The organism is Mycobacterium triplex (assembly GCF_000689255.1).
In the GTDB taxonomy this organism is placed as follows: Bacteria; Actinomycetota; Actinomycetes; order Mycobacteriales; family Mycobacteriaceae; genus Mycobacterium; species Mycobacterium triplex.
Map to the genome: position 1 here is coordinate 3,532,103 of NZ_HG964446.1, position 24,576 is coordinate 3,556,678.

Consider the following 24,576-nt stretch of genomic DNA (forward strand, 5'->3'; position numbering starts at 1 on the left):
GACCAACGTCAACGTGAACGTTGACGTTGACAAACCGACCCTGTCGTCGTAGCGTGCCGAACTGATGCTCCGTCATTTGCGCCCCAATTTCTCCATCGCCACGCGGAAGTCGTCGTGCTCCATAGCCGCCGCCTCCAGCGCGAGCGACAACGGCAGCACCGCACCCGACGCCAGGGCGAGCAGGCGGTTGATCGCCACCTTGGTGCCTTGCACAGCCTGGGGAGCCAGTTGGGCAAGCCGCACGGCCATCGACATCGCCGCCGGTAGCACCTCGGGAGCCGGCAGGACTCCGGTGATCAGTCCCAGTCGCTCGGCCTCGGCGCCCGTGAGGAGGTCACCCGCCATCAACAATTGCTTGGCGCGGTTGATCCCGACGAGCAGCGGCCAGATCACTGCAGCACCGTTGCCGGCCGGCAGCGCGGCATGCACATGTAAGTCGCCGAGCTTGGCCGATTCGGCGACATACGAGATATCCGCCAGCGTCGCCAGCACCGCGCCCAGCCCGATCGCGTGCCCATTCACCGCTGCGACAAGGGGTTTGGTCAGGGCGATGATGTCGTCCACGATGTGGCGCGCCTCCTCGATCGGCGTTCGGCCGGTCGAAGTCGCATACCCGCGATCGCTGGATTCGTCACCGCCCGCGGAGAACGTCCGGCCCGCACCGGTCAGCACCACGGCACGCACCCGGCCGTCGTCTTGGGCCGCGGCGAACACGGTGGACAACTCCGAATGCATGACGTCGTCAACGGCGTTGGCCTTGTCGGGCCGATTCAGCGTCAACACCGCGACGCCAGTGGATTCGTCCAGGGCGACGTCGATGGTGCGGTATGCCTCGGGGTCGAGCATCGGTCCGCTCCCTTCGATGAACGTGAACGTCGATGTAGATTCTAGGAGGCCTTCGTGAGGATGTCGTTCGGGACGTTCATCGCGCCGTATCACCCGGTCAAGGAAAGCCCGCTGACCAGCTATGAGCGTGATCTCGAGCTGATCGCGTGGTGTGATCGGTGGGGCTTCGACGAGGCCTGGGTGGGCGAGCATCATTCGGCCGCCTGGGAGAACATCGCCGACCCCGCGATGTTCTTGGCCGTTGCCGGTCAACGCACCCAACGCATCCGGCTGGGGTCCGGCGTGGTGAGCCTGCCGTATCACCACCCGCTGATGGTGGCCGACCGGTTCGTGCAGCTGGACTACCTGACGTACGGGCGGGCGATGCTCGGTGTGGGCCCCGGGGCATTGGTCTCCGACGCGACGATGATGGGCATCGACCCGATCACCCAGCGTCCGCGGATGAACGAAGCCCTCGGGGTGATCATCCGGCTGCTGGCCGGCGAGACGGTCACCCATCACAGCGACTGGTTCACCTTGAATGAGGCACGCCTGCAAATGCTTCCGGTCAACGGCTCGATGCCGATCGCGGTCGCCTCGAGCACCTCGCCGTCGGGCATGACCGCCGCCGGTACCCACGGGGTCGGGGTCCTTTCGCTCGGCGCCGGCCTGATCGGCGGCAAGAAGGACCTCGCGGCGCACTGGGCGCTGGGGGAGAAGGCCGCCGCGGAGAGCGGCAAGAACTTCCGGCGCGAGGAGTGGCGCCTGGTGATCCGCGCGCACCTCGCGCACACCCGAGAGCAGGCAATGGCCGAGGTCCGCGAGGGTCGCGAGGTCGAACGGATCGGCTACTTCAAGCGGATCGCCGGGTTGAAGAACGACTACACCCTCGAGCAGGAGATCGCCGAGGACGCCGCGATCGTCGGCACACCCGACGACATGATCGAGGCGCTGCACCGGTTACAGACCATCACCGGCGGGTTCGGCGGGTTCCTGGTGCTGGCCGGTGATTGGGCTGACCGCGAGGCGACGCTGCGCAGCTACGAATTGATCGGTCGCTACGTCATTCCCGAGTTCCGCGGGCACCTGGAACCCCTGCGTGCCAGCTACGACACCGTGGTGTCCAAGAAAGCCGACTATGGCGCACCGGTCATGGCGGCGATCAAGAAGGCCTACGAAGATGCCGGCCAACAAATGCCCGAAGACCTCAACCCGACCAACCTGAGGTAGCAATTCGGTCGGTTTTCCGGGCCGAACCTGACCGGCCGCCGTAGCCTTAGCCCCATGAGCGATGGCGACGTGGAGTTTCTCCGCGGTACCGGACGAATTGCCATGGCGCACAGGGGATTCACGTCGTTCAGGTTCCCGATGAACACGATGGGCGCGTTCCACGAGGCCGCCAAGCTCGGATTTCGCTACATCGAGACCGATGTTCGCGCGACCCGTGACGGCGTGGCCGTGATCCTGCACGACCGCCGGCTCCCGGCGCAGGCGGGGCTGCCGGGCCCGATCGACCGGCTTGGTTGGTCGGATCTCCGCACGGCGGATCTCGGTGCGGGGCAGACCATCCCGACGCTGGAAGAGCTGCTGGTGGCGCTACCCGCCATGCGGGTCAACATCGATATCAAAGCCGAGTCGGCCATCGAACCGACGGTCGAGGTCATCGAGCGTTTGAACGCCCACGATCGGGTGCTGGTCACGTCGTTCTCCGACCGGCGTCGCCGTCGCGCGCTGCGCCTGCTGTCCAAACGGGTCGCGAGTTCGGCGGGCACGGTCGCGTTCCCGGCGCTGGTCGCGGCGAAAACACCGGCCAGCCGCGCGTATGCCTGGCGAATGCTGCACGACAGCGACTGCCTACAACTGCCGCCACGGGTTGGCCGCCTGCCGGTGATCACGCCGGCCCTGGTCCGGGCCGCGCACGCCTCGGGGCGTCAGGTGCACGCGTGGACCGTCGACGATCCGGTGGTGATGCGGGCCCTGCTCGACATCGGGGTGGACGGCATCATCACCGATCGCGCCGACCTACTGCGCGATGTGCTGGTCGCGCGCGACGAGTGGTCCCCGCTCTAGCTACAGCTTGCTGGCGGCGAAGTCGGCGGCCTGGTTGGCCATGCCGGCGTCGATGTACGCGCTAGCCAGATGTTGTGGCCAGTTCTCTTTCCAGGTGTTCGGGTCGGCGGGGTTGCAGACCGGGTCAGCGCCGTGGCACAACTCGATCGTCCGGTCGTTGTACAGCGGGTTGAAGTTCGTGATCGGACCCACCCACTGACTTCCGTTGCCGAACAGCGCGACGGCGGCGATGTGCTGGTCCATGCCGGGCGGCAGGGGACTGTCGAACCCGAACGCACTGATGGGCGCGGCGAGCACCACGTCGGTGACCGCGGCTCCGAGTGAGTAGCCGCCCAGCACGAGCCGGGTGTTCGGGCAACTGCCGGCCATGTCCTGGATGTGGTGGCTCATGTCGTTGGCGCCGATGTCGACCTGCGTATCAGCGGGGTACTTGACGGCGTACGAGCCGAAGCTCCGATTGCCCACCTTGGACGACAGCGCGTTGATGAACGCGTTGCCGAGCACACCCGGTCCCGGTGATTCGTATCGGCCGCGGGCGAACACCACCTGAACCTGGGGACAGCTGGCGGCGGCCGACGGTACGGCACCCGGAGCCTGCAGCACTGCGGGGGCCAGTATCAGTGCGCCCGCGATCACGACCGCCGCGAGGCACACACCACATGGTTTACGGAGAAGTAAAGCGCGCACAGCACGATGTTAAGTCGAACTCGGCGCCGGCGCCGGGCAGGGTGAATTCGGATCCGTACGGACTCTGACCACGTTGTCGGCCGTAGCACGCCGAACGATAGGTTCGGCTGATGAGCAACACCAACGCGAGTGCACCCGAGCGTTTGTTCGCGCTGGCCGGCCAGGTCACGGGTTTCATGCCGGACGACGAGGGGCGCGCGCTCTACGACGCGGCGCTGCGGTATCTGGGCGGCGGTGTCGGAGTCGAGATCGGAACCTATTGCGGCAAATCCACCTTGCTGCTCGGTGCCGCGGCGCAACAGACGGCGGGCGTGCTCTACACGATCGATCATCACCACGGCTCCGAGGAACATCAGGCCGGCTGGGAATACCACGACGCCTCGTTGGTCGATGAGGTCACCGGACTGTTCGACACCTTGCCGACGTTTCGTCGCACGCTCGACGCCGCCGGGCTGGATGACCACGTGGTGGCGGTGGTGGGCAAGTCACCGGTGGTGGCCCGGGGATGGCGGTCACCGCTGCAGTTCTTGTTCATCGACGGCGGCCACTCCGAGGCCGCGGCCACCGAGGACTTCAACGGATGGGCCAAGTGGGTGAGTGTCGGCGGGGCACTCGTCATCCACGACGTATTTCCCGATCCGCGAGACGGCGGCCGGCCACCGTATTACATCTATTGCCGCGCACTCGATTCCGGCCAGTTCCGGGAGGTCTCCGCACTCGGGTCACTGCGGGTGCTCGAGCGCATCAGCGGTCGGGTGGGCGAGCCGATCGAAATCACCGGCCAGGCCCGGTAACCACACACTCGCAGTCGAAGTCGGTCTGCAGACCCAGCGGCAGACCTTGGCCCCGGAAGATCCCGGCGCCTGCCGTGGTGTCCGACAGCGCGTCCGCCGCCAGGATCACCGCCGCGCCCGTCCACGTCGTGCGCTCCTCGGGCCACCGCTTGCCGTCGGCGAACACCAAGCCGGTCCAGTACGAGCCGTCTTCTTCACGCAGGTGCTGCATCGCGGCGAATTGCCGGTGCGCGACGGATCGCTGCCCGATGGCTTCGAGCGCCATCACCAGTTCGCAAGTTTCGGCGCCCGTCACCCAGGGCCGGTCGTTCACGCAGCGGATGCCGAGACCGTCGACGACGAAGTCGTCCCAGCGCTCCTTCACGCGCGCCGCGGCGACCGGGCCTCGCAGCGCGCTACCGAGGATGGGGTAGTACCAGTCCATCGAGTAGCGGTCTTTTTCGGTGAACGCCTCCGGATGCGCGACGAGCGCATGGCCCAGCCGGCCCAACGCCAGCTCCCACTCCGGCTGCGGGTCGCCGACCAGGGCGGCCAGCGCCAATGCGCACCGGATGCTGTGATACACGCTGGCGCAACCGGTTAGCAAAGCTTCGCGAACCGGACCGGTTTCGCTTCGCGCCCAACAGATCTCGCCGTACCCGATCTGCAGGTCGATGACGAAGTCGATCGCCTTGTGCACCGTCGGCCACATCGACGCCGCGAAGGACTCGTCGCCGGTGACCAATACGTAATGCCAAACACCGGTGGCGATGTAGGCGCAGAAATTGCTGTCACTGTTGGGGTCTTCGATTGTCCCCGAACGGAATTGGAGGGGCCAAGATCCATCGGATCGCTGATTACGACGACTCCACTCATATGCGGCCCGGGCTGGTTCCAGCAATCCGGCAGCGGTGAGCGCCATCGCCGATTCGACGTGATCCCACGGGTCGGTGTGACCGCCCCGAAACCAGGGGATGGCACCGGACGATTCCTGCTCGGCGGCGATGGACAGCGCTGTCTGGCGACACTGCTCGGGGCTGAAGACGCCCGGGACTGCCGGCGGGCTAGATCGACGCAACTGAATACCCCGGTGTCGCTTCCGCTTTGACCTGGTGCGGTTTGGTGAAGTACATCGCCACGCTCTTGCCCACGAAGGGGTTGAGCACCGACTCCGCGATACGGGTGAGCCTGGGCCTGCGCATAAGGTCCCACACCAGAAGTTTGTGATATGCGGTCACCGCGGGATGGTCTGTATTTTGAACTCCGACAGCACATTTCAGCCACCAAAATGGAGCATGCAATGCGTGCGCATGATGGGAATGCGTCAATTCCAGGCCGCTGCCTACGATCTTGTTCCGCAATTCGCTGGCCCGGTAGATGCGGATGTGCCCACCGAGGTTGGCGTGATACTCGTCGGACAGCAGCCAGCACACTTGTTCCGGGAGCCATCGGGGTACCGAGACCGCGAGGGTGCCTCCAACTTTGAGAACCCGGACCAATTCCGCGATCGCGGCGTCGTCTTGGGTGACGTGTTCCAGAATTTCGGATGCGATGACGCAGTCGAATGTCTCATCGGGGTACGGCAAGTTCAACGCGTCGCCGACGACCGCCTCCGCCGATGCTGCCGCAGGTGCCTCTCCGTTTTCGGCCATCGCCCGCAAAATGGTTTCTACGGACTTCAATTCGGCTTCGTCACGATCGAACGCGACGATGTCGGCACCGCGACGGTACGCCTCGAACGCGTGCCTGCCGGCCCCGCAGCCCACGTCGATCACCTTGCTGGACGGCCCGATGCCGAGCCGGTCGAAATCGACTGTCAGCATTGCAGTTCGCCCTCGGTGACGGTCTTTCGTGCGATCGCCTGCTCATAGATCCGCACGGTCTGTGCCGCTACGGCTTCCCAGCTGAACACGCTGACCGCCCGGGCCCGGCCCGCCTTTCCAAGGCTGCGGCGCTTTTCCGGCGAGTCCAGCAACTCGCCCAGCGCGCGGGTCAGCGCGTCGACGTCGGCGGGCGGCACCAGCTCGGCGCAGGCGCCGTCGGACCCGAGAACTTCGGGCAGGGCACCCACCCGGCTCGCGACGATCGGTGTACCACTGGACATCGCCTCCACGGCGGGCAGCGAAAACCCTTCGTAGAGCGACGGTATGCAGGCGACCTCGGCCGAGGCGAACAACGCGGCCAGCTCGGCATCGGTGAGCCCGCTGGTGATGTGGACGATGTCCGAGATCCCGAGTTCGGCGATCAGTTTGTGGGTGGGGCCGTTGGGTTCCACCTTGGCGACGAGCCGCAACTCGACATCCCGGTTCACCCGAGCTTTGGCGACGGCGTGCAACAGGGTGCTGACGCCCTTCAGCGGGGTGTCGGCGCTGGCGATCGCGATCACCCGGCCGGGCTGCCGTGGACCCGAACCCGGTTTGAACAGCTCGGTGTTCACACCCAACGGCACAACGTGGAGTTGCTCGGGCGAGACGCCGAAATCGGAAATGATGTCGGCCGCCGACGACGACGAGACCGTCAACAGCTCCGGAATCTGACGCGCCACGTGCTGCTGCATGTCCAGGAAGCCATACCACCGGCGTACCAACGGCTTCCGCCACCACTTTGCCGCCGCGACGTCCAGCACCCGGTCACGGGTGATCGGGTGGTGCACGGTGGCCACCACCGGCATTCCCGTAGCGGCAATGCTCAACAATCCCGTTCCCAGACTTTGGTTGTCGTGGACGACGTCGAAGTCGGATACGCGGTCGGCCAGCAGACGGGCGACACGCATGGTGAACGTCCGCGGCTCGGGGAAACCGGCCGTCCACACGGTCAGGAGTTCCCGCAGGTCGATCGCGTCGTGGATCTCGCTGGGGCGGGGAATGCGGAACGGGTCGGGCTCGCGGTACATGTCGAGACTGGGAACCTCGGTCAATCGCACCCGAGGATCGAGCAATTCCGGATACGGCTGCCCGGAAAATACTTCGACATCATGACCTAGTTCCACGAGACCGTGGCTGAGATGTCGTATGTAGACGCCCTGTCCGCCGCAATGGGTCTTACTACGGTAGGACAGCAAGGCAATTCGCATACTCAACTCTTCTTTGCTGGTTAACGAACGCGGAAGGGCGCCGAATCCATTGCGATCAACGGGCTCCCGAACTCCGTGACAGCAAACTGGACATGTGTCCAGACTATAGTTCGATCAGCTAATCGACGCAACGCGCCATCGGTGGCCTTCAATACTAGGTTTCGGCAATATTTGTTCGGCGGCGAGGTCGGGTGGATAACTGTTCCGGGTCGGGCGGAGGCAATCGAGAGTCGGAACATGTTGTGAGGCAATGGGCAGAGCGGTGACCAAGGAGGAGACGCATTTGTTTGCTGGCGGCCGGCCCTCCTCAGCGATCGAGCAGGACGGACAGGGCGTCGGAGACCATGTCCTCGGGGTCTTGTTCGATCCCGACATTGCGTAGCTCGCCCTCGATGGCAAGGGAGGCGATGCCGTGTACGAGCGACCAGAGCGGTCCGGCCGCCTCGCGCGGTTGTCGGCCGCGCAGTAGCCCGGCGGCCTGACACCCGGCAATCGCGTCAAGCAGATTTCCGAAGGCTTGACCTGCGGCGACGGCCAGACTCGGGTGCTGGGCCTTGCCGGTATCCGCGCCGAACATGACGCGGTACTGGTCCGGATGGCCAACGGCCCAACGGACATAGGCGCGACCGATTGCGATCAGCTTGTCGGGGGGACGGGCGGCGACTTCGGCGCCGGCGGACAATGCGGCGTGGAGTTCTAAAAACCCCTGTTCGGCGACGGTCGCGAGCAGGTCAGCCTTGTCGGTGAAGTGGCGGTACGGCGCCGCGGCGCTGACACCCGCCCGGCGGGCCGCCTCGGTCAGGGTGAATCCCTTCGGCCCCCGCTCGGCCACCAGCGACAGTGCGGCGCTGGTCAGCGCCCGTTTGAGATCGCCGTGGTGATAACGGTCCCGGCGGATCTTGGTTGCGGCGGGGGACTTCTCTGCGGTCATGTTGACGACATTAACATCTCGGTCTATGTTAATGATATTCACATTCCCGGAAAGGGGCGAAAATGTCATCTCAACAAAGCGGTGAGACGGGCTGGGCGGTGATCACGGGCGCCAGCTCCGGTTTCGGCGCGATCTTCGCCGACCTCTTGGCCAAGCGTGGCTTGTCACTGCTGCTTGCCGGACGGGACGAGGCACGCCTGCGCGCGGTCGCGCAGCGGGTGCGTCAATCGGCTCGCGTCGACGTCGAACTGGTCATCGGCGACCTCGGCGCCGAAGCCGGCGTCGAGGCCCTGGTCGCCAGCCTCGCTGGGCGGACGGTCGAGGTGCTGGTCAACAATGCCGGGTTCGGCACCTACGGCCGATTTGCGGAGCTGGACGCCGATCGCGAGCACGAGCTGGTGGCAGTCAACGTCGACGCGCTGGTTCGCCTGACCCATGCGGTACTGCCCGGAATGCTGGCCCGCGGTCGCGGCGGCATCCTCAACGTCGCCTCCACCATCGCGTTTCAGCCCGGCACGTACCAGGCCACCTACGGCGCCTCGAAGGCGTTCGTGCTCTCCCTCAGTCAGGCCCTGTGGGCCGAAACGCGCGGCTCGGGCGTCACGGTGACCGCGCTGTGCCCCGGACCCACCCGGACCGGATTCGTCGATGCGCTGGGATCGGATGTCTCGCACACCGCGATCTACCGGCGCCTCGCCGCACCCGAACCCGTGGTGGCCGCCGGGCTGCGCGCGCTCGACCGAGGCCGTGCCGTCGCGGTGCCGGGGTGGCGCAACCGGATCATGACTACCGGCGGCCGCATGTCACCCGGTTGGCTGTCCGCCCTGATCAGCGGCCGGATGCTACGGCCCACCGCCGCCACGACGCATGCAGGTCACTGAGATGGCCTGAATGAGCGAACCCGCTTGTCGTCCAATCGAGTTGGGAGAAAGGCTCAGATGTTGTTGCGCGCTCAAGCGGGTGGGACCTGCGTGGCACGGGCACAATCATGCGCATTTTCCTGCGCGGTGTGGTCGGCTTCCTTGCTAACCGGCTCGTGACAGCGGCTGAAAAGGGGTAATCCACGTCACAGCGGTCACCCTTCGCGCCGTTGTCTCCGAATCCAGGTCAGTCACACGGGAATTCGTGAAGCCGGTGAACCGCTCGGCTCATTCACGCGTGGCTAGATATGCAACGCTATACCCAGCGGTGCGGAGGAGTCATCGTGAAGGCTGTATTAGAAACACGCTACGACGTGATCGTGTGTGGAGCGGGGTCCTCAGGCTCTGTGATCGCGGCACGGTTGGCGGAAAACCCCGACGTAAAGGTGCTGTTGCTGGAGGCCGGCGGCAGCGATGACGTCCCCACCGTCACCGAGGCGAGCCAGTGGCCGCTGAACCTGGGCAGTGAACGCGATTGGGGCTTCGTGTCCGAACCCGACCCGGGGCTGCACGGACGCTCGATCCCGTTCTCGATGGGCAAGGTGCTGGGCGGCGGGTCGAGCATCAACGTGATGCTCTGGGCGCGAGGGCATCGCAGCGACTGGGACCATTTCGCGACCGAATCCGGTGAGCCGGCCTGGGGATACGAATCGGTCCTGGATTTGTACCGCCAGATCGAGGATTGGCACGGAGTGGGTGAGCCGAATCATCGTGGCAGGGGAGGACCCGTCTTCGTCCAGCCCGCACCCGACCCACATCCGATCGCCGCGGCGACCGTGAAAGCTGCCAGGACACTGGGAATTCCGACCTATCAGAGTCCCAACGGGCGGCTGATGGAAGATATGCGCGGCGCCTCGATCTCCGACCTGCGGTGGCGTGGCGGGAAACGCCTGTCGGTATTCCGCACCTACACGGCGCCGCAGCTGGACAGGCCGAACCTCACCGTGGTGCCGGGAGCGCTGGTAACCAGGGTGATTCTCCAGGACTCTCGGGCCACCGGCGTCGAGGTGCTGCACGAGGGCGCGGTCCAGCGCGTGACCGCGGACACCGAGGTGGTGTTGTCCCTCGGGGCGATTCACAGCCCCAAAGTGCTGATGCAGTCCGGCGTCGGCGACGCCGACGAACTGCGCGACGCCGGGGTCCGGCTCCGCCAGCACCTGCCGGGCGTGGGACGCAACTTTCACGACCACTACGGGTTCGACTGCGTGTGGGAATTTCCCGAAGACATTGCGGGCAGCACCCAGGCCGGTGCGATGCTGTTCTGGGACTCCGGACTTGGCGACACGGACGGACCAGACCTGTTCGCCTGTTTAGGGCCCTTTCCCAAGTCCACGCCCGAAAACATCGCGAAATACGGCCTGCCACAAAATGGCTGGATCTTGTTCGGCTCCCCGACGCATCCCAGGAGCCGTGGCCGATTGCGGTTGACGGGTTCGGGTCCCGACGATCCCATTCGGATCGAAGCCAACGCGTTGTCGGACCCCCACGATGTCAAGACGGGGATCGCCTGCATCGAAACCCTGCGCGAAATCGGCAATTCCGCGGAGCTTCGGCCGTTCGTCACGCGCGAGGTAATGCCGGGCAACCTGACCGGCGGCGCGCTGGAGACCTATCTGCGCAACGCGGTCACCACCTATTGGCACGAATCGGGGACGGCGAAGATGGGCCGCGACCCGATGTCGGTGGTCGACGGACACCTCAGGGTCTACGGCATCGAGGGTCTGCGCGTCGCCGATGCGTCGATCATGCCCCGGATCACCAGCGGCAACACCATGGCGCCGTGCGTCGTGATCGGTGAACGTGCCGCGCACTTCATCAAGACCGAGCACCGGATGTGACGGTCCGTCCCATTCAGAACCTCCAATTATCAACGCCTGGACAGGAATTCGATCTCATGCTGGAACTCATCGACAAGGGACAACCCACCGCGGAGCACCCACACCCGTTGCTCTTTGTGCACGGCGCCTTCCTGGGCGCATGGAGCTGGGATGCGCACTTTCTGGATTTCTTCGCCGACCGCGGGTTTCGCGTCCTGGCGCCCAGCCTTCGCGGCCACGGCTCGAGCCCGGCGGACAAACCCCTGCGGCTGTGCTCAATCTCGGACTTCGTCGAAGACGTCACAAAGATCGCCAATACGGTTGCGCCACAGCCAATCCCGATCGGGCACTCCATGGGTGGATTCGTGGTGCAGAAGTATCTCGAAGCCAATAAGGCGCCGGCGGGGGTTCTGATCGCGTCCGCGCCGCCGCGTGGACACCTACGGTCGCTGCTGCGCAACATCCGTCGACACCCGTGGCGCTGTTCCAGGTTCAGCCTGAGTGGGCGACCCGACCATCTCCTGGGCACCACGACGGCGGGAGCTCGGGAATTGTTCTTCGGCCAGAAGGCGTCCGACGACCTGATCAGCGCGACCACCGCACGGCTCCAACCGGACAGCACACGCGCTATCTTGCTGGACATGGTCGCCCTCGAACTGGTCAGGACCGACCGGATCACCACACCGTTGTTGGTGCTCGGCGGAGAAGAAGACGCGACCTATCACCCCACCGAGGTCCGCGCGACGGCTCGGGCCTACGGCACTGAGGCGACGATCATTCCGCAGATTGGGCACTCGATGACCGTGGAACCCGGGTGGGAAACGGTCGCCGAGCGCATCTTGTCGTGGCTGATCGAGCGCCGACTCTAGGCATCGTCGTGCGGTAACGCGCTTGCTACCATCGCGCCGTGCACGATATTGCTGCACCACGCGGTGGGCGGCGGACTGTTCGGCGACGCGAAGTCCTCAAGTATGCGTTCGCACCGGCGCTGCTGGGCCTGGCCGCGACGTTCGACGCACCCAGCTCGTCAGCCGCCGGCCTCCAGCTGATCGACTTTGCCGAGAAAAGGATTTCGCCGGACGAGATCAAGGCGGCGGGATACGCCGGCGTGATCAACTACGTCTCCGCCGAGCGGCCGGGTGCACATTTCGAGGCCAAGCCCATCACCCGCGAGTACGCGGACTCGTTGCGCGCGGCGGGTCTACACATCGTCAGTAACTTCCAGTACGGCAAGCCCGGATGGCCCGCTACGCCGTCGGACCTGACCCGCGGGCACGACGGTGGTGTGGCGGACGCGCAAACGGCTCAGCAGCTGCATGCGGCTGCCGGCGGACCGAACTCGGCGCCGATCTTCTTCAGCGTCGACGACGACATCGACCAGAACACCTGGAATACCCTTGCCGTCGACTGGTTTCGGGGAATCAACTCGGTACTCGGCGTTGGCCGTACCGGTATCTACGGCCACTACAACGCGTGCGGGTGGGCGATCAGGGACGGCGTGATCGGCAACTCGTCCAGCGCGGGGCACCGCTGGGCGTGGCAAACCCGGTCGTGGTCGCACGGCCAGCGCGAGCCGATGGCGGTGCTGTACCAAACGATCGTCAACAGCCCGTCCAACCCGGGCCCGCTGCTGGGCGGCATCAATGTGGATGTCGACGACGTCCTCGCGCCCGATTACGGACAGTGGGATCTGGGCCGCTGAGCGCTACATGCCCAGCGGTACCGAACTGCCGGTCGCCTGGGGCGTGGTCGAGGCGATGAAGTTCTCCAGGATGTCCGCCACGGCCATCGGCGCCTCGACGTGCGGGAAGTGCCCGACGCCCTCGAGTACCTCGAGGCGGCTGCCCTCGAGCGCGTCGTGGGCGGCGTAGGCGTGCGCGACCGGGATGATCCGATCCTGGTCGCCCCAGATCAGCAGGGACGGTAGGCCGGCCGCGACGTGCAGCTTGTTCAGCGCGCTGACGGCCTGGCCGCGATAGTCCACGACTGAGCGCAACGTCCGCAAAAACGCCTGGCGGGTCCGCGCGTCCGACAGCGAGCAGTAGGCCTGCCACATCTCACCGGCTCGCGGCGCCCGAATCCCGGCCGAGGTCAGCCACGAACCGACCTTGTTGCCCAGGTTCAGCACCGGTTGGGGCGCAACGACGGGCAACAGCAATTCGGCGCCGGGCGCCGCCAACATCCGCAGCACCGGGCTGAGTTCGGGGCCCAGGCCGCCGCTGCCGATCAGGGCCAGTCGCTCGCAGTAGTCGCGATGCTGATGCGTGAACTGCATCGCGATGCCGCCGCCCAGCGACTGCCCGACCACGGTGGCGCGGGAGACGCCGAGTTCGTCGAGCAGATCACGCAACGAGACCGCGAATGCGCCCAGCGAGTAGTCGCCGCGCGGCTTCGCCGACTCCCCGTGGCCGAGCAGGTCGGGAGCGATGACGCGGTATTTCTTGGCGAGCTGCGGAATGATCTCGCGCCAGGTGGCCGAGCTGCCGGCCATCCCGTGGATCAGCAACAGGGCGTGGCCGCGGCCGGCGTCCCGGTAGGCGATCCGGTCGCCGTGCAGTTCGAGGTACGTCAATTCGCTCATGGTCAACCCGTTTACCCATGCCTTGGTCGTTGGATGCGCCGGCGCCTACCAAGAATACGTAACTTACGCCGCCGTAGGTTACTGGCGGGTAATAGTGTGGTGGGCCTCACGCGTCGGACATGCCCACGTCAAATGAACGACACCCCGCGGGCTGCGTGCCCGCGGGGTGTCGTCTGGTGCTGCCGATCAGGCCGGCGTCACTTCAGGTCGTACCGGTCGTTGTTCATGACCTTGACCCACGCCGCGACGAAGTCCTCCACGAACTTGCCCGCGTTGTCGTCCTGCGCGTAGACCTCGACGAGGGCGCGCAGCACCGAGTTCGACCCGAACACGAGGTCGTTGGCGGTCGCGGTCCACTTGAGCGCCCCCGAGGCCCGGTCGCGGCCCTCGTAGACGTTCTCGGCGGTTTCCGACGGCTTCCACTCCGTGCCCATGTCGAGCAGGTTGATGAAGAAGTCGTTGGTCAACGCGCCCGGCTTGTCGGTGAACACGCCGTGCTTGCTGCCGCCGTGGTTGGCGCCCAGGGCCCGCAGACCCCCGATCAGCACCGTCAGTTCCGGACCCGTCACACCGAGCAGATACGCACGCTCCAGCAGCAGCTGCTCCAACGGGGCCTTCTCGCCGGGCCGGAAGTAGTTGCGGAACCCGTCGGCGCGCGGTTCGAGCACCGCGAACGACTCCACATCGGTGTTCTCCTGTGAGGCGTCCGTGCGGCCGGGTGCGAAGTGCACCGAGATGTCGTACCCCGCGTCCTTGGCCGCCTTCTCGACCGCCGCGGAACCGGCCAGCACGATCACGTCGGCCAGCGAGATCTTCTTGCCACCCGAAGCCGAGGCGTTGAAGTCCTGCTGGATCTTCTCCAGCACCGGCAACACCTTGTCCAGCTCGGACGGCTCGTTGACCTCCCAATTCTTCTGCGGCTCAAGGCGAATCCGCGCCCCGTTCGCGCCGCCGCGCTTGTCGGTGTTGCGGTAGCTGCTCGCCGCCGCCCAGGCGGTCTTGACCAACTGCTGCACCGTCAGGCCCGACTCGAGAACCTTGCCCTTCAGGGCCGCGACATCCTTGTCGTTGACCAGCTTGTGGTCGACGGCCGGGACCGGGTCCTGCCACAGCTGCGGCTCGGGAACCCACGGGCCGAGGTAACGCGAGATCGGTCCCATGTCGCGGTGCAGCAGCTTGTACCACGCCTTGGCGAAGGCATCGGCCAGCTCGTCGGGGTTCTTCAGCCAGCGCTCGGTGATCCTGCGGTAGATCGGGTCCTCCCGCAACGAGACGTCGGTGACCAGCATCGTCGGGGCGCGACCCGGACCGCCGAACGGGTCGGGAATGGTGCCCGCGCCCGCGCCGTCCTTGGCGGTGAACTGCCAGGCTCCGGCCGGGCTCTTGGTCAGCTCCCACTCGTAGCCGTACAGCGTCTCGAGGAAGGTGTTGTCCCACTTGGTCGGGGTAGGCGTCCAGACGACCTCGAGGCCGCTGGTGATGGCGTCCTTGCCCGAGCCGCTGCCGTAGGAGCTCTTCCAGCCCAGCCCCTGTTGCTCGATGGGCGCGGCCTCCGGCTCGGGGCCGACCAGGTCGGCGTCGCCGGCACCGTGCGTCTTGCCGAAGCTGTGGCCACCGACGATGAGCGCGGCGGTCTCTTCGTCGTTCATCGCCATCCGGGCGAAGGTCTCGCGGATGTCGATCGCCGCGGCGACGGGATCCGGTTTACCTTCGGGGCCTTCGGGATTCACGTAAATCAGGCCCATGGTGGTGGCGCCGTACGGTTGCGCAAGATCGCGCTGGCCGGAATAGCGCTTGTTGGTGCCCAACCATTCGTCCTCTTCACCGAACAGGATCTCTTCGGGCTCCCATACGTCTTCGCGGCCGAAGGCGAACCCAAAAGTCTTGAACCCCATGGATTCCAGGGCGACGTTGCCGGCCAGCAGCAGTAGGTCGGCCCAGGAGATCTTGTTGCCGTGCTTCTTCTTGACCGGCCACAGCAAGCGTCGCGCCTTGTCCAGGCTGGCGTTGTCCGGCCAACTGTTCAACGGGGCGAAGCGCTGCAGGCCCTGACCGCCACCACCGCGGCCGTCGAAGATGCGGTAGGTGCCGGCGGCGTGCCAGCTCATGCGAATGAAGAAGCCGCCGTAGTGGCCGTAGTCGGCGGGCCACCAGTCCTGGGACGTGGTCATCACCGAGACCAGGTCGGCCTTGACCTGTTCGACATCGAGCTTGGCGAACTCCTCGGCGTAATCGAAGTCGTCGCCGAGCGGGTTGGCCTGGGGCGAGTGCGGGTGCAGCTTCGAGACGTCGATCTGGTTGGGCCACCAATCCTGGTTGGTCAGGGGAGCGCCGCTCTTCGGCTGGGGCGACGGGATCGCCGGGTTTTCACTCTCGCTGGTGCTCCCCGTCTTGGCGCCCGGTTCGGGTGGGCGACTCTGGGAGGTATCTGTTGACACAGCATTCCTTTCCGGTGGTGGGTGATTGGGCTGTGATCACAAGGGCTGTGATCAGGAATCTGCGGTCGAGCAATCGGGGCACAGGCCCCAGTAGATGACTTCTGCCTCGTCGAGCACGAAGCCATCGAGAACGTTGTCGTCGTCTGATGGAGTGAGGCACGGGGCATCGCCGACCGCGCAGTCGATGTCGGCAATCACGCCGCAGGACCGGCATACCACGTGGTGGTGGTTGTCGCCGACCCGGGACTCATAGCGCGCGACCAGACCAGATGGCTGGATGCGACGGACCAGACCCACCGCCGTCAGGGCATTGAGCACGTCGTACACCGCCTGGCGTGAGACGTCGGGAAGGCCGGTCCGCACCGAGGAAAAAATCGTCTCGGTGTCGGCATGGGGATGGGCATGCACCGCCTCCAGGACCGCGATCCTGGGCCGGGTCACGCGCAAGTCGGCCATGCGCAACCGCTCCGCGTAGTCCGACGTTGACGACACAAGGCCAATATGGCCCACTTATCTGGAATCAGTCAAGACTTTCTCGGGGCAATACCCCGTTAAAATTTGGCGTCAGGAAGATTCGTGGTCACCTGGCTCCTCGGTCGTCAACCCACCTTCCGGTAGACAAGCCAGCGCAACTCGATGGGGGAATCCTCCCGGTCGACGTCGAAAATGTCTTGGCCACTGGCCCATCCGTCGAACCAGGCCGTGGGCGGCCAGGCGCCTTCGGGCAAATTGTCTTTCTCGTAGTCGTAGGCCGACTCGTCGGAGATGAGTTCAAGCGACAACCCGGCGGCCGCCTTGTCGACCTCGTCGCGGGTGAAGATCATGGTGTGGCATTGCTGCCCGAGCTGTCGGGCGGCGTCGTCGGGGACGTAGCCCTCGCGCGGCAGGAACGTGTTGAACACCAGACGTCCGCCGGGGGCCAAACACTGCGCGGCGAGTTCGAACATGCCGCCCAGCTCGTTCGCAGTCCGGAAGTCCGGCACCACCTCGGAGAACACGACCAGCTGATACTCGCCGCCGACGCCTTCCATCGCTACGAAAACATCGCTTTGGATGACGTGGATGTCGACCGAATTCCGTTTGGCTTCCCCGCGAATGATGTCCGCGAACTTGCCGGCCAGCTCGACCGCGTCGACCGGGTGGCCGCGCCGGGCCAGGGCGAGGGCATTTCGGCCGGTGCCGGCGCCGACGTCGAGCACCCGGCAAGTGCTGGGATCGGCGGCTTCGTTGGCCAGCGCCCACACGCGTGCGTCGGGCTCGGTGCCGAACAGCGACCCCTCGCGGGTGTCGACCCAGTTGTCGTAATCGGCCCCGATCGTTGCCCACTGGGGTTTGACGCGGTAATTCAGCGTCGTGCCGAACGGAGAGTTGAACTGTACGACGATGTTCGAACGTGAGGACGCCTTAAAGGCTTTCGTCAATTCACCTTCCAGCACGGCTTTGAGCTGAACGGTCTCTTCGTCTGTGTACCGTATGCCCAAGCCGGCAAAGATGGTCGTGCACATCGTGACGTACTCGTCGAGCATGCCCGGAACGGCCGGGAGGACCAGCTGACCTTCGGACATCGTTCGTCGATGCAACCGCCGGGCCATCGCTGCACGCAGCGCCGACGGGTCGAAAGATCTGCGGTCGCGATCCTCCATCAGACCCTTGTACACGACCCGGCCGCCGACCGCACAATAGGGCGTGACGGCGGCCCGAGCTAACCGCCGCCGACAGGGGAGACAATGAGCGACGACGCGACCGCCCGGTTGGGTGCCGAGAAGTTCGTGTCCTTGACGACGTTCAAGCGCGACGGCGATGCGGTCGCCGCGCCGATGTGGATCGTCGGCGACGGCGCGGGGCTGTCGGCGTGGACGCCGGCCGACTCGTGGAAGGTCAAGCGGTTGCGGCGCGATCCCCGGGTCACGCTTGCGGCGTGCGGCCGAACCGGGAAGGTGCCGAGCGGTCAGCCCGTCGTCGCGGGAACTGCCGAGGTGATCACCGACCCGGGGGAGGTCGCGCGCGTCGAATCGCTCGTCAAGCGCAAGTACGGCTTGGGATTTCGGCTGGTGACCTTCATCGAAACCCTCGTTGCACGGGGCCGAAAGCCACGGTTCGTCCTGCGGATCACGCTGACCGACTCGTCAGGTGGAAGATAGTCGGCATGCGGGTCGAGAGTTTGCGCCGTTATCCGGTGAAATCCATGCTCGGCGAGACCGTCGAGAGCCTGTTCGTCGACGAACGTGGCGCCGAAGGAGACCGACGGCTGGCCCTGGTCGACACCACGACCGGGCATGTGGCCAGCGCCAAACAGGCACGGCTGTGGCGTGGCCTCTTGAAGTGCACGGCCAACGGAGATACCGGACACGTACGCATCGGGCTGCCCGATGGGACGACGGTCGCGGCCGATGATCCCGGCGTCGACGAGTTGCTTTCCCGGTTGCTGGGGCGTGCGGTGCGATTGGTCGGCCAGCGTCCGGACGGCGCCACAGTGGAGCGTCCGGATCCCGAGAAGCTGCTCGAACTCGGGTTGGACGCCGATGTCGCGGGCCGCATCCTGGAAATCGGGCTGGGGACACCGGGCGATTCGTTTACCGACGATGCCCCGCTGCACGCGATCACCACCGCCACCTTGGAACATATCGGCGTCGAAGCCCTGCGCTATCGTCCGAATCTGGTGATCGCGACACCACCCGGCTGCCCCCCATACATCGAAAACGATTGGATAGAACGGGAATTGGGCATCGGCGAGGTGCGACTGCGCGGCCTGGAACTCACCCCACGCTGCGTGGTACCCACACTCGAGCATGGGGCGCTACCCAAAGCTCCTCAGGCGCTTCGCATCCCCGCGTCCGAAAATCGATTGGAAGCAGGCACTTGCGGGGTGGCGGCGTGTGCAGGCATCTACTTCAAGGCGACGACCGAAGGTGTCATCCGGATCGGCGACGAAGTCACCCTCGACCCGTAAACGCTTAGTTGCCAAAGCTATTCGGCGCGTGCACCACCGTGGCAGGTGCGGCCGGGCCCGCGTCGAGTCGGCTGGCGGCAAAGGACGCGCCCTTGTCGATCATGGTGGCGTCGTCGGCGTAGGTGTTGTGGGCGGCGAAGTTCATGCCGTCCGAGCACACCGGGTCCTCGTTGGCGCAGACCTTGATCGTCTTGGCCTGGTAGGTCGGTCCGATGACCAGCGGCGGCTCGCCGAGGAAGTTCATGGCCCGCACGTTGGGTGTGCCGAAGAGCACCACCGCGGCGACGTGGTCGGCGATCTCGGGTGCCAGCGGCTTGGGCACGGTCGCGGGATCGACCCCGGCGGGCACCGCGTCCGAGGTCACGAAGCCCATCACGGCTGCGCCCTGGGAGAACCCGCCGAGCACCATCTTGGTCGTGGGGCAGCTGCCGGCCATCGACACGACGTGGGCTCCCGCGTCCCGGATGCCGTCGAGGCCGGTGTCCCACTCGTTGCTGGCGGGGTAGTTGACGGCGTAGACGTCGATGGATTTTCCGGCCTCGCGCCCGCGCAGATTGTCGACGAAGGCCTGCCCGGTCGGACCGATACCTTCCGGCTCGCCGGTGCCGCGGGCGAACACCACCTGCGCGTCGGGGCACGGCTCCGCCCCCGCCCACGGAACGGGAGAGAAGAGGACAGCGGCGCCAAGGCTCAAAGTTACTGCGGCCGCGGGGCCCACGAAACGGATGACGTAACCGGCGATCATGCCCCATTAAGTGCCCATCCGTGCCGATCACCAAACGAGTGATATTGCACACGCGTTCGTAGCAAAACCCGCCGAGTTCAGCTTGCCCTGTGGACGGCCTACGGCCACAGCCGATTTCACACGGTGACAACACCGGTAGCCAGTGGGCCGAACCTATCGAGTGTCGTCGGCGCGGAGCCGGCTCAGCGCCATTTGATACCGCACCCTATTGACGGGCGTTGGTCGGGGTCGACCGGGCGGCCGGCCAGCACGGCGTCGACCGCTGCGCGGACGTCGGCGCCCGTCACCGGCAGGTCGTTTTTGGGGCGGGAGTCGTCGAGCTGGCCGCGGTACACGAGCCGGCGGTCGCCGTCGAACACGAACGTGTCCGGGGTGCACGCGGCGGAGAAGGAGCGGGCGACATCTTGCGTCTCGTCGTACAGGTAGGGAAACGCCCAGCCGTGCCGGCGGGCCTCGGCGACCATCTCGTCGGGGCCATCCTGCGGGTAGGTGACGACGTCGTTGCTGGAGATCCCCACCATTGCGACCCCCTGCGCGGCGAAATCTCTGCCCAGCGCTGCCAGCCCGGCCGCGACATGCTGCACATAGGGGCAGTGGTTGCAGATGAAGGTGACGACCAGGGCGGGACCGGTGAGCTCGTCGAGGCTGACCAGGGCGCCGGTTGCCGGGTTGGGCAATGTGAACGACGGCGCGGGGGTGCCGAGGGCAAGCATTGTCGACTCGATAGCCATGTTCGCCAGACTAGTCGGGGCTAGTCCAGGGCGACCCGGAGACCACCGTCGATCGCGGGTACGGAAGGCTGCATCTCGTGTGGCCAGAGTTAGCCGCGTTGCAATCCGGGGTGCCAGTCCGAAACATGGGGTGGGTGATCTCGCACACCGTCGCGATCTTCTCGGGGTTACTCGCCGCGTTTTGGGCAGCGGTCGGCATCGTCGTGCGACAACGCGTCGCCCAAAGCGTTCCAACCGACGGCGACTTGTCCCGGCCGACCGTGACAAGCGTGGTTCGCCAACCGTTGTGGTGGGCCGGGATTCTCGCCGCGGTCGCCGGCTACGTGTTTCAGGCCCTGGCGCTGGCCAACGGCTCGTTGCTGCTGGTGCAGCCGCTGCTGGTGTCGTCGCTGCTGTTCGCCCTGCCGTTGAGCGCGCGCCTTTGCCATCAGCGCATCACCGGAGCCGAATGGGGTTGGGCGATCGTGTTGACCGGCGCGCTGGCGGCGTTCGTGCTGGTCGGTCAGCCCCGCGAGGGCCACCACCGTTCGCCGATACCGTCGTGGACGATGGCGCTGGCGCTCACCGCGCCGCTGGTCATCGTGTGCCTCGTCGCGGCCCGGCGCACCCACGGCCGCACCCGCGCCATGCTGCTGGCCGTCGCGGTGGCCGTGCTGCTCGGCATGGTCGCCGTGTTGACGAAGATCTGCACACACCGCTACGCCGTGGGCGGGTGGTACGGGCTGATGACCGTCCCGGCCCCGTACCTGCTGGTCGTGCTGGCGGTGGCGGTAACCATGGTGCAGAGCTCCGCCTTCCACGCCGGCGCATTACAGGCCTCGGTGCCGTTGATGCTGGTGGGTGAACCGGTCGTCGCGGTGATGCTCGGGGTCGTCGTGCTCGGTGAACACCTCGCGGTGCGAGGCTCGGCAGCACTGGGCCTGCTGGTGGCGATCGTCGCGATGGTGGCGTCCACCGTCGCGCTGGCACGCGACCAGGCGCCCGGCGCAGGTCATCCGGCTGCGAAAGATGTCGGCACACCGCATCCCAACGAAGACGATGTGATCGTCAAGTAGGCCGTACTATCGCGACTGCTCGAGGACGGCCTGTTCCAGGAGATCGACTGCGCGCGAAAGACTTTCGTCGGGCTTGGACATCAATTCGGCAACCTCGCGGGCCCGGGCCGCCCGTTCCGGGGCGAGGATGCCCTGCAAATCCGCGACCACCGAATCCAAAGTGCTTTCCATAAAAGCCCGTCCAGAGCCAACTTTCAGCTGCGTGATCCCTTCCGCCCAGACCGGCTGATCGAGCCAGAACCACAGGATCAACGTGGGGACCCCGGCCCGCAGGCCCGCGGCCGTCGCGCCGGCGCCGCCATGATGGACGACGGCGCGGCACACCGGAAAAACGGCCGCATGGTTCACCTCGGCCACGACCTTCACATGCTCGGCGTCCGCAACCCCGGCAACGTCGTTCGGGCCGGCGCAGATCAACGCCCGCTCGCCCAGGCGCGCGCAGGCCGCACTGATCACCGCGATGGTCTCGACGGGAGAAGCGAGCGGCGTGCTGCCGAAGCCGAAGTAGATCGGGGGCGTGCCGTCGGCGATCCAGGACAACACCTCGTCGTCGACGGCGGTGGGCAACCCCAGTGTCAGCGCGCCAACGAACAACGGCGAGGTACCCGAGTCCAGCCATTCGGCCGCCGCTCCCGGTAAGCAGATCTCGTCATACGCCTGGATCTCCACCGTCGGCGGGGTCGACTCCCCGGCGACCTCCGGCAAGCCAAGTGCGCCGCGTTGAGCGTCGTCGGTCTCCTTGGTGATCTGCGGACCGAATCCGCCTGCCGCCAGGATCCGCGCCGGGAAGTAGTGCAGCGCGCCGAGCGGAATGCCGTAGTACTCCGCGATATTGGCGGCCAGTCCCTGCTCGTTGAAGGCCGCGACCAGCAGGTCGGCCCCGTCCGCCAGGGATGTCAGCGTCGCACTCTTTTCGGCCTTGACCTCGTTGACATGCTGGGCGATCTCGGCCCACATGGTGACCGGATTCGAGATCTTGCCGACGAAGTCCGCGGCGAAGTCCATCTGCTCGCGCGAGTCCCGGCCATATGCGGCCGCGGGCAGCCCCGCGGATTCGACGAAGGCCACCATGTCGGGCGCGACGGCCATCCGCACGTCGTGGCCGCGTCGCATCAGCTCCCGGCCGACTGCGGCCAGCGGCTCGACGTCGCCGCGACTCCCATAGCCGGCCAGCACGCATTTCATCGGCGGAACCTCACTCGCGGTGCTGCTTGTCGGTTGCGATCCACCGTGCAGCGCCGCGCGACTCCGTCAGCGGAGCCGGTTGGCCGCGAACGTCGCCGCCTGGTCGGTCATCCCGGCCTGAATATACGAAACGTGCGCCATGATATTTCCGCCGCCGGAGCAGATCGGGTCGTCGGGAGCGCACAAGCTGATGGTCTTGGTGGTGTAGATCGGGTTGGTCGTGGGCAACGGCTGGCCGCCCCACAACGCGCTCGAGAACTGACTCTTCGGCTCGCCGAAGAGAGCGACCGCGGCGACATGGTCGGCGACCGAAGCCGGCATCGCCTGCGTGGCCAGGTCGATCACCGTCGAGCCCTGGGAGTAGCCGCCGAGCACCAGCTTGGTCTTGGGGCAGTTGGCGACGGTGCCCTGGATGTGACCGCTCGCGTCGTCAGAGCCGGCCGTTGCGCTGTTGTGGTAGTCGTCGTTGGCCGGGTAGTTGACCGCATATACCCCGACGGACTTTCCGCCGACCTGCGAGGTAAGCGAGTCGACGAATGCTTGGCCGATGTTGCCGAGACCGGGCTCCTGGTGAGTACCGCGAGCGAACACCACCTCGACGTCGGAACAGGGGTCAGCCGACGCGGTCGGGGAGATCGGCGCGCCAACCAGCGCCCACATCATCGCTGCTGCGACGCCAACAACACGAACAAGCCTGAGTGCACTCATTCCCAAATGCTGACATACCGGCACAGACGGCCGCACCGGCGGCTCGCTTTACCCGGATGTGCACTGGCCACGGCGGTACCTATCAAAATGAGGTGCTTGCCGGTGGGAAGGAACCGGATGTTGGCTCAGGTTGAGCGTAGGTAGCCCGGCGATGCTGGGGGTTTAGAAAGGCTGGGGAGCGTGACCGACTCGACGAGCGGGTCCAGGGCCGCCGCGGCTTCGGCGGAGGTGCGCATCGGCGTTCAGCTGTGGGCGGGCGGGACGCCGGACTACGCGACGTGGCGCCGGGCGGTGCTGCATGCCGAAGAACTCGGCGCTGACGCCATTTTCGGCTACGACCACTTTCACAAGCCGTTCGTCGACATCGTCGACGGCGTGCCGCAGCTGCAGGATGAGCAGCCCGAGGTCAACAATTTCGAAGCGTGGACCGCCCTGGCGTCGTGGGGCGAGATCACCAGTCGAGCCGAGATCGGGCTGCTGGTCAGCGGAATGCCGTACCGCAACCCCGACCTGGTCGCGGATATGGCACGCACTGTCGATCACATCAGCGGAGGGCGGTTGATCCTGGGCCTTGGCGCCGGCTGGTATCCGCATGACTTCATCGCCTACGGCTACGAATACGGGACCGTGAGATCGAGGATGGACCAGTTCGACGAAGGCCTGCAGCGCATCGAATATCGGCTCAACCATCTGACTCCCGGCCCGTTGCGGCAGATCCCGATCCTGATCGGGGGAGGCGGTGAGCGACGCACCATTCCCGCGGCGGCGCGGCACGCCCATATCTGGCACAGCTTCGAACCCATCGACGAGTTCCGCCGCAAAAACGAGCTCCTCAAGCGGCTCGCGACCGAGGCCGGGCGCGACGAGGCCGGCATCGAGCGCGCGATGGCCTGGACGGACGCCAAGACGGCCGACGCCTTCCTCGACGAGGGCGTCACGCTGTTCACCACCGAGATCCACCCTGACGACAACGGGTATGACTTCTCAGAGCTGGAGACGATGCTCGCCTGGCGCCGGCAATAAGCGGTTCGCTACCGGCCGCGGATGAACATCTGATTTTCAACAGAAAACCGATGCGGCCCCTCGG

The 24,576-nt window shown here is 66.0% G+C and carries 25 protein-coding genes; 11 read left to right on the forward strand and 14 right to left on the reverse strand.

Annotated features, from left to right (window positions below):
• Positions 1–72: 72 nt before the first annotated feature.
• Complete coding sequence (locus tag BN973_RS16365; RefSeq protein WP_051641297.1) at positions 73–846, reverse strand: enoyl-CoA hydratase/isomerase family protein; 774 nt, start codon at positions 844–846, stop codon at positions 73–75.
• A gap of 60 nt (positions 847–906) precedes the next feature.
• Here BN973_RS16365 and BN973_RS16370 point away from each other — a divergent pair, with 60 nt between their 5' ends.
• Positions 907–2,055 carry an LLM class flavin-dependent oxidoreductase gene (locus tag BN973_RS16370; RefSeq protein WP_051641298.1) on the forward strand — a complete coding sequence of 383 codons (1,149 nt, stop codon included), beginning with the start codon at positions 907–909 and terminating at the stop codon, positions 2,053–2,055.
• Between the two features lie 69 nt (positions 2,056–2,124).
• Positions 2,125–2,895, forward strand: a complete 771-nt coding sequence (locus tag BN973_RS16375; RefSeq protein ID WP_139830234.1) for a glycerophosphodiester phosphodiesterase — start codon at positions 2,125–2,127, stop codon at positions 2,893–2,895.
• Here the strand turns inward: BN973_RS16375 and BN973_RS16380 are convergent, their stop codons facing one another.
• Positions 2,896–3,582, reverse strand: a complete 687-nt coding sequence (locus BN973_RS16380) for a cutinase family protein (protein WP_036469401.1) — start codon at positions 3,580–3,582, stop codon at positions 2,896–2,898.
• Between the two features lie 110 nt (positions 3,583–3,692).
• On the opposite strand from BN973_RS16380, the gene BN973_RS16385 reads away from it, so the two are divergent.
• Positions 3,693–4,376: a class I SAM-dependent methyltransferase gene (locus BN973_RS16385; RefSeq protein ID WP_036469402.1), complete on the forward strand. Its 684-nt coding sequence runs from the start codon at positions 3,693–3,695 to the stop codon at positions 4,374–4,376.
• Here the strand turns inward: BN973_RS16385 and BN973_RS16390 are convergent.
• The 4 genes from BN973_RS16390 to BN973_RS16405 all read right to left on the reverse strand — a co-directional run bounded on the left by BN973_RS16390 (position 4,357) and on the right by BN973_RS16405 (position 8,359).
• Positions 4,357–5,433: a prenyltransferase gene (locus BN973_RS16390; RefSeq protein ID WP_036469403.1), complete on the reverse strand. Its 1,077-nt coding sequence runs from the start codon at positions 5,431–5,433 to the stop codon at positions 4,357–4,359. The two genes, BN973_RS16385 and BN973_RS16390, sit on opposite strands and share 20 nt — an antisense overlap.
• Positions 5,420–6,178 (reverse strand): class I SAM-dependent methyltransferase, encoded by a 759-nt coding sequence (locus BN973_RS16395; RefSeq protein WP_036469405.1) that lies wholly within the window; start codon positions 6,176–6,178, stop codon positions 5,420–5,422. The genes BN973_RS16390 and BN973_RS16395 overlap by 14 nt, the downstream gene beginning before the upstream one ends.
• The gene (locus tag BN973_RS16400) at positions 6,172–7,428 is read right to left on the reverse strand and encodes a glycosyltransferase family 4 protein (RefSeq protein WP_036469407.1); all 1,257 of its coding nucleotides are present in this window, start codon (positions 7,426–7,428) and stop codon (positions 6,172–6,174) included. The genes BN973_RS16395 and BN973_RS16400 overlap by 7 nt, the downstream gene beginning before the upstream one ends.
• 307 nt (positions 7,429–7,735) lie before the next feature.
• On the reverse strand, positions 7,736–8,359 hold the full coding sequence (locus BN973_RS16405; RefSeq protein ID WP_036469408.1) for a TetR/AcrR family transcriptional regulator: 624 nt from the start codon (positions 8,357–8,359) through the stop codon (positions 7,736–7,738).
• Between the two features lie 62 nt (positions 8,360–8,421).
• Between BN973_RS16405 and BN973_RS16410 the strand changes: the two genes are divergently transcribed.
• From BN973_RS16410 to BN973_RS16425, 4 genes are all read left to right on the forward strand, one after another.
• A complete protein-coding gene (locus tag BN973_RS16410; protein WP_036469409.1) occupies positions 8,422–9,240 on the forward strand; it encodes an SDR family NAD(P)-dependent oxidoreductase in 819 nt (272 codons plus the stop codon).
• A gap of 287 nt (positions 9,241–9,527) precedes the next feature.
• Positions 9,528–11,117 (forward strand): GMC family oxidoreductase, encoded by a 1,590-nt coding sequence (locus BN973_RS16415; protein WP_051641299.1) that lies wholly within the window; start codon positions 9,528–9,530, stop codon positions 11,115–11,117.
• 56 nt (positions 11,118–11,173) lie between these two features.
• Complete coding sequence (locus BN973_RS16420) at positions 11,174–11,965, forward strand: alpha/beta hydrolase (protein ID WP_036469413.1); 792 nt, start codon at positions 11,174–11,176, stop codon at positions 11,963–11,965.
• A 38-nt stretch (positions 11,966–12,003) separates the two neighbouring features.
• Positions 12,004–12,798: a DUF1906 domain-containing protein gene (locus tag BN973_RS16425; RefSeq protein WP_036469416.1), complete on the forward strand. Its 795-nt coding sequence runs from the start codon at positions 12,004–12,006 to the stop codon at positions 12,796–12,798.
• A 3-nt stretch (positions 12,799–12,801) separates the two neighbouring features.
• On the opposite strand, the gene BN973_RS16430 is transcribed toward BN973_RS16425, so the two are convergent.
• The 4 genes from BN973_RS16430 to BN973_RS16445 form a co-directional block, all read right to left on the reverse strand.
• Positions 12,802–13,677 (reverse strand): alpha/beta fold hydrolase, encoded by an 876-nt coding sequence (locus BN973_RS16430; RefSeq protein WP_036469418.1) that lies wholly within the window; start codon positions 13,675–13,677, stop codon positions 12,802–12,804.
• 197 nt (positions 13,678–13,874) lie between these two features.
• Positions 13,875–16,115, reverse strand: a complete 2,241-nt coding sequence (katG, locus tag BN973_RS16435) for a catalase/peroxidase HPI (protein ID WP_036469420.1) — start codon at positions 16,113–16,115, stop codon at positions 13,875–13,877.
• A gap of 51 nt (positions 16,116–16,166) precedes the next feature.
• Entirely contained in the window at positions 16,167–16,607 is a 441-nt protein-coding gene (locus tag BN973_RS16440; RefSeq protein WP_036469422.1) for a Fur family transcriptional regulator, read from the reverse strand.
• A gap of 107 nt (positions 16,608–16,714) precedes the next feature.
• Complete coding sequence (locus BN973_RS16445; protein WP_036472553.1) at positions 16,715–17,758, reverse strand: class I SAM-dependent methyltransferase; 1,044 nt, start codon at positions 17,756–17,758, stop codon at positions 16,715–16,717.
• A gap of 84 nt (positions 17,759–17,842) precedes the next feature.
• Here BN973_RS16445 and BN973_RS16450 point away from each other — a divergent pair, with 84 nt between their 5' ends.
• Together BN973_RS16450 and BN973_RS16455 are read left to right on the forward strand one after the other, a co-directional pair.
• Positions 17,843–18,256, forward strand: coding sequence for a PPOX class F420-dependent oxidoreductase (locus tag BN973_RS16450; protein ID WP_036472555.1), 414 nt, complete (start codon positions 17,843–17,845; stop codon positions 18,254–18,256).
• Positions 18,257–18,261: 5 nt separating this feature from the next.
• Complete coding sequence (locus tag BN973_RS16455) at positions 18,262–19,065, forward strand: MOSC domain-containing protein (RefSeq protein ID WP_051641300.1); 804 nt, start codon at positions 18,262–18,264, stop codon at positions 19,063–19,065.
• 4 nt (positions 19,066–19,069) lie between these two features.
• On the opposite strand, the gene BN973_RS16460 is transcribed toward BN973_RS16455, so the two are convergent.
• Together BN973_RS16460 and BN973_RS16465 are read right to left on the reverse strand one after the other, a co-directional pair.
• Entirely contained in the window at positions 19,070–19,810 is a 741-nt protein-coding gene (locus BN973_RS16460; protein ID WP_036469423.1) for a cutinase family protein, read from the reverse strand.
• Positions 19,811–19,992: 182 nt separating this feature from the next.
• Positions 19,993–20,541 carry a thioredoxin family protein gene (locus BN973_RS16465; protein WP_036469426.1) on the reverse strand — a complete coding sequence of 183 codons (549 nt, stop codon included), beginning with the start codon at positions 20,539–20,541 and terminating at the stop codon, positions 19,993–19,995.
• A 125-nt stretch (positions 20,542–20,666) separates the two neighbouring features.
• Between BN973_RS16465 and BN973_RS16470 the strand changes: the two genes are divergently transcribed.
• Entirely contained in the window at positions 20,667–21,596 is a 930-nt protein-coding gene (locus BN973_RS16470; RefSeq protein ID WP_051641301.1) for a DMT family transporter, read from the forward strand.
• Positions 21,597–21,602: 6 nt separating this feature from the next.
• Here the strand turns inward: BN973_RS16470 and BN973_RS16475 are convergent, their stop codons facing one another.
• Both BN973_RS16475 and BN973_RS16480 read right to left on the reverse strand, forming a co-directional pair.
• Entirely contained in the window at positions 21,603–22,781 is a 1,179-nt protein-coding gene (locus BN973_RS16475) for a glycosyltransferase (RefSeq protein WP_036469429.1), read from the reverse strand.
• Positions 22,782–22,847: 66 nt separating this feature from the next.
• The gene (locus tag BN973_RS16480) at positions 22,848–23,489 is read right to left on the reverse strand and encodes a cutinase family protein (protein WP_036469433.1); all 642 of its coding nucleotides are present in this window, start codon (positions 23,487–23,489) and stop codon (positions 22,848–22,850) included.
• 180 nt (positions 23,490–23,669) lie between these two features.
• Between BN973_RS16480 and BN973_RS16485 the strand changes: the two genes are divergently transcribed.
• Entirely contained in the window at positions 23,670–24,512 is an 843-nt protein-coding gene (locus BN973_RS16485) for an LLM class F420-dependent oxidoreductase (RefSeq protein WP_232232096.1), read from the forward strand.
• The last annotated feature ends 64 nt before the right edge of the window (positions 24,513–24,576 follow it).